Here is a 518-nt window from a genome sequence, read left to right on the forward strand (position 1 = left end):
CTACCCTGACCTGCACCATGCAGTGCGCCCCTTCGTCAGTCCAGCGCATTTGTCGTTTCTTGGCCATACGGTAGCTGACAACGTGGTTCACCGCAGACTCGGCGATGCTGCTGATGATCGGCAGGCCCTTGCGATGCCGGGCGCCGTCGTTGACCAACGTGCGCGCGTTGTTCTTGAGGTAACTGGAGATGGTGTTCAGATTCCACCACAGCGTTTTGAATTCGTATCCCTCCCTCGACAGGAGCCGACTGTCCAGTGCCTTGATCCGCTCCAACGCCTTGCTGCCCTTTCCATGCCAGACCAACCATTTCGCGTGGATGATCTCGCTTTCCACCGACTCCCGTTCCATCGAGTCGATCATCTTGCTGACGAACACGGAGCGCTCCGCCGCCTGGAGCTTCATCGCGAGGTGAAACCAGTCGAGGATCCGACCGCGAGCCAGCTGACTGCCCTCGACCGTCTTCCCAAATTCACCGGCGTCGTCGCTGATCACGGTCACCCGTTCATCGCGCGCCACA

1 pseudogene is annotated in these 518 nt (G+C 59.8%); it reads right to left on the reverse strand.

What is annotated here, in order from left to right:
* Positions 1 to 518, reverse strand: a pseudogene (locus tag P0D89_RS53970) (ISKra4-like element ISBte1 family transposase); the annotation flags it as partial.

This window comes from Paraburkholderia sp. RL18-085-BIA-A (assembly GCF_046027075.1).
Lineage (GTDB): Bacteria > Pseudomonadota > Gammaproteobacteria > Burkholderiales > Burkholderiaceae > Paraburkholderia.